This window comes from Nostoc sp. FACHB-888 (assembly GCF_014696655.1).
Classification (GTDB): domain Bacteria; phylum Cyanobacteriota; class Cyanobacteriia; order Cyanobacteriales; family Nostocaceae; genus Nostoc.
The window spans coordinates 1-4,335 of record NZ_JACJQM010000285.1 but is presented as its reverse complement, the minus strand read 5'-3'; the positions used below and the strand labels follow the sequence as shown (position 1 = coordinate 4,335).

The window sequence follows — 4,335 nt, the reverse complement described above, 5'->3', positions numbered from 1 at the left end:
ATTTAATTCAGCAACTAAAACGCCCAGACGTTCATATGTGTTTGGCCTGATTTCAATTACTGCATGGTGGAGCGAAGCTCCGCCCACATTTTGTGCCAGTTCCGTAAGTCCTGGTGAAGTCAGCGATCGCGTTAAAACAAGCTCGATTCTAGAAGATAGAATTTTTTTTAAAATACAAAATTACGTCTTCGAGCATGACAGATTTTCATTGAATTGTTTGCCAGACCTTGAGAATGTTCTCACCACTGCCACCACCGGCAATAGTTTCTCCATCTGGGCTGATAGCGATGGCATAAATATATCCAGAACCCGTCTCTAAATTGCGGATTTGCTTTCCTGTAACTGGATTCCACAGTTTAATTTTCTTGTCACTACTACCACTGACAAGGGTGACACCATTTGAAGTCGCGTTTCGCAAAAAGGCAACGGAATTAACCTTATCATTATGTCCCTTTAAGGTGTGGATTAAGTTTCCTGTTACCGGATTCCACAGTTTAATTGTCTTGTCATCACTGCCACTGGCAAGGGTAAGTCCATCGGGAGCAAAAGCGACTGAAAGAATTGGCCCAGCATTCTCTAAGGTGCGGATTAACTTTCCTGTCTCCACATTCCACAATTTAATTGTCTTGTCCCAGCTACCACTAGCAAGAGTTTTGCCATCAGGACTAAAAACTACAGATGCAATACCATTATTATGTCCCTCTAAGGTGCGGATTAACTTCCCTGTCTCCACATTCCACAGTTTGATTTTCATATCCTTACTGGCACTACCACTAGCAAGGATTTTGCCACCAGGACTGAAAGCTACCGAAGTAACTCCGTCACTATGTCCCCCCAAGGTACGGACTAACTTTCCTGTCTCCACATTCCACATTTTGATTGTTTTGTCCGCACTACCACTGACAAGGGTTTTGCTATCAGGAGTGAAGCCTACAGTCCAAATCCAATTGGAATGGCCCTCTAAGGTGCGGATTTCTTCTCTACTGGCTAGATTCCATAGCTTGATTGTTTTATCATCACTGGCACTACCAAGGGTTGTGCCATCAGGGCTGAAAGCTACGGAATTCACATCGCTGGAATGCCCGTTGAGGGGTTTGGGCTGAAAAGGATTTTCCGAAACGCTTTTTTTGGGCTGAATCGTCGGTTTGGAAGAAATAGTTGGAGAATATTCGCTCATTGTATGGGTGCGAGTCTGGAAATACCAAACTCCCCCTAATCCCAATACCAAAATGCTAGAACCTAAGAGCAGTTGACTTTTGAGGTTGTTATTTGGTTTTGGTGAAACTGGGCCCGTGTTTGCTGAAGTAGTTGTAAATGTTGGGGTAAGTATAGTTGGCGGCACTGATGACAATGGTGATAGCCGAGGTGTCAAATCAGTGATGACTTCATCAGCCGATTGGTAACGTTTTTGGATGTCTAGTTGCAACAGCTTATCCAAAACTTCACCCAACTCTATAGACACAGAAACCCCCTTCTTACCTGAACTGCTCAAATATTGTCGCCAAGATGCAACCCAACTATAGCCCTGCTGAATCCACAGTTGAGATGGGCGAACCCCAGTCAGTAGATGAAAACAAGTCGCCCCCAAACTGAATAAATCACTGGCTGGGTAAGCTTTTCCATCTTGCATCTGTTCAAGTGGAGTGTAACCATGTGAGCCAATAACAGTGCCCATTTTAGTTTGCACTGTTGCCGTCAGATGTTTGGAGGCTCCAAAATCAATTAGCACTAATCGCCCATCACTTTGACGGCGAATAATATTTTGTGGTTTGATATCCCGATGAATCACTCCCCGTACATGGATAAACCTCAGCACGGGCAGTAAATCTAGCAATAATTCGCGAATTTCTGTTTCGTTATAGTTTCCTCGCGTCTCCCATTCCTTAAGCAAGTTATGCCCATCGATAAATTGTTGCACCAAAAACAGATAGCTCTTTTGTTCAAAATAAGCCAACAAAGTTGGAATTTGCGGATGTTCTCCGAGTTCTTGCAGTCGGCTCGCTTCTTGTTTAAATAGTTCAATGGCCTTCGTTAGTGGCCCAGTTCCCTGAACTTTTGGTGCGAACTGCTTAACAACACAGGATTCATTCAGTTTGTGTACATCTTTGGCCAAATAGGTTCTACCAAATCCGCCCTCATCTGACAATACCTGAGTAGGACGATAGCGACCTCCCAGCAGGGGTATCAGTTCCGCTCTACAATTGTGGCAATAGTTGTTTGTATCAGGATTCAGAGGTTTTTGGCAATCGGGATTCACACAACAGAGCATACTGGGAACCCATTTCAAGGGGAGTATATATCATCTTAAGTCATGCTGTATAATCTCTGTTGTTAGTCAAGATCACTGAGATCCGATGCAAATTACCAATTTCCTTACCTCATAAGGTCTTGAAGAGTTTAACCTCTTTTATTACTTTCATTACAAAATATTTAAAACCTTGTTTGTTTATCCGTACTTGATTCTAAACAAGGATTTTTTGGCTTTGCCGATCAAGCAAGGCTTTTAACAAGATTCAAGGTTAGTTTTTTATTTTTCTCTCTCAAGAGATATAGAAGAGTATTATTTTATTTTAAAAATGATACAAATACTCTGGTAGGGGCATATTTGATAAAAATAAATATTTCAACAAAAATCCGAAAAGTAGAAAGTTAAGCTTGTAGCTCAGTATATACTTACGAAATTGACATTTACTGTTTTAGTACAGCTTGGCAACAATTCAGATCCCACCTCAAACAAGACTTTAGGAAAAATCCTCTTGTTAAAGGTAGGCAAACTTCTACCACATTGTACTAGTGGTTGAAAGTTGAATAGAAATTTTCCGGCTCAAAATTCGTCTATCTATTAAAAACAACATTATCAGCAAAATTAAGAGCGTGATTATGCTAGTAGTAGAAAAAAACAACTATCGTCGAAAATTAAATCGCATTTTAATTTCTTGCTTGAGTAGTAGTTTGTTGATCACAAGTAATGTGCTGCCTATAAGTGCTTTGGGAAAACCTCAAAATTCCCAACACTTCATAATTGCTAAATCACCAGATGAGAGACAACCAGAAGCAGTAAGAAAAGCAATCGAGCAAATTCCTGTTTCTCAAGCATCAGTATCTCCAAGACGCAAACCATCTGTTAAGTCACCAATACAGACTTCGTCTAACACAGAAAATTCACAGCCAAGATCCAATAGTTCCAACTCACGGAGAGTTCGCCAGCAAAGTTCCAATTCAGGTAGAGTTCGCCAGCAAAGTTCTAACTCAGGTAGAGTTCGCCAGCAAAGTTCTAACTCAGGTAGAGTTCGCCAACAAAGTTCTAACTCAGGTAGAGTTCGCCAGCAAAGTTCCAACCGTCCACCAGTTTCTCAACCCGTGGCACCTACTTACAAGCCTATTAACTTTGCAGATGTCGCATTAGGGATTCTGAGTAAAAATGACTTTAAATCTCAAGGTAGATACTTTCATTTTTATGAGTTTGAGGGTAGAGAAAATCAATTAGTCCAAATTAGGCTGATTGGCAGTAATGATACACGCAGATCAAATAACTTGAGTTTAAATCCTTTGTTGTTTCTGCACGATCCTGATAATAATATCATCGTCAAAAAAGGCGTTTTGAACAAAAGCAGTGGTGGCGATGATGCATTCATTTTTGCGCGACTACCTGTAAAAGGCACTTACAAAATTGCAGTTACTAGCCAAGATCCCGGAGAGATAGGCCGTTATAGTTTGGCTCTGAGGAATGACAGAGCTAGCTATACCTTAGATGAAGCAGGCCAACTAACTGCCAAAAGCTCAACCCTGAAACAAAATGGCGGCGTTTACAATATTTCCAATTTTCAAGGGAGAAAAAATCAGCTTGTAAGTATTAGGGTAGATAGTGTTGATGAAGAGTTTTCTCCTTACGTAGCCTTGCTAAATTCTCAAGGAAAGACGATCGCTATAGATAAAGATAAGGACAAAGATGGTGTATACAGTGCTTTAATTGACCGAGCTAGGTTGCCCGAAGATGATACTTACTATATAGTTGTTACTTCCAACAATCCCCAAGAACGCGGTAAATACAGATTAACTATCTTCTGATAATTCAAGTTGCTTGAAACTACCGCTTTCTATTGAATAAAAACTTATCCCTCTCCGACGGGCGAGAGGGACGAGGGCGAACGTATTATGGTAATAAGTAATGGCGTTGGATCGGCTAATGCACGCACTGTTGACTGGTGAAGTCTTGCGTGAACAGGACTTACGGAACTGGCACAAAATGTGGGCGGAGCTTCGCTCCACCATGCAGTAATTGAAATCAGGCCAAACACATATGAACGTCTGGGCGTTTTAGTTGCTGAATTAAAT

Annotated in this window: 2 protein-coding genes; one reads left to right on the top strand and one right to left on the bottom strand. The window is 41.2% G+C overall.

What is annotated here, in order from left to right; all coding sequences use genetic code 11:
- Positions 1-205: 205 nt before the first annotated feature.
- The gene (locus H6G26_RS39130; protein WP_190737198.1) at positions 206-2,269 is read right to left on the bottom strand and encodes a serine/threonine-protein kinase; all 2,064 of its coding nucleotides are present in this window, start codon (positions 2,267-2,269) and stop codon (positions 206-208) included.
- 611 nt (positions 2,270-2,880) lie between these two features.
- On the opposite strand from H6G26_RS39130, the gene H6G26_RS39125 reads away from it, so the two are divergent.
- Positions 2,881-4,068 (top strand): pre-peptidase C-terminal domain-containing protein, encoded by a 1,188-nt coding sequence (locus H6G26_RS39125; protein ID WP_190737196.1) that lies wholly within the window; start codon positions 2,881-2,883, stop codon positions 4,066-4,068.
- The last annotated feature ends 267 nt before the right edge of the window (positions 4,069-4,335 follow it).

Coding starts and splice junctions, on each gene's coding strand:
- H6G26_RS39130 (WP_190737198.1), bottom strand. CDS start 2,269: ATGCTCTGTTGTGTGAATCCCGATTGCCAAAAACCTCTGAATCCTGAT.
- H6G26_RS39125 (WP_190737196.1), top strand. CDS start 2,881: ATGCTAGTAGTAGAAAAAAACAACTATCGTCGAAAATTAAATCGCATT.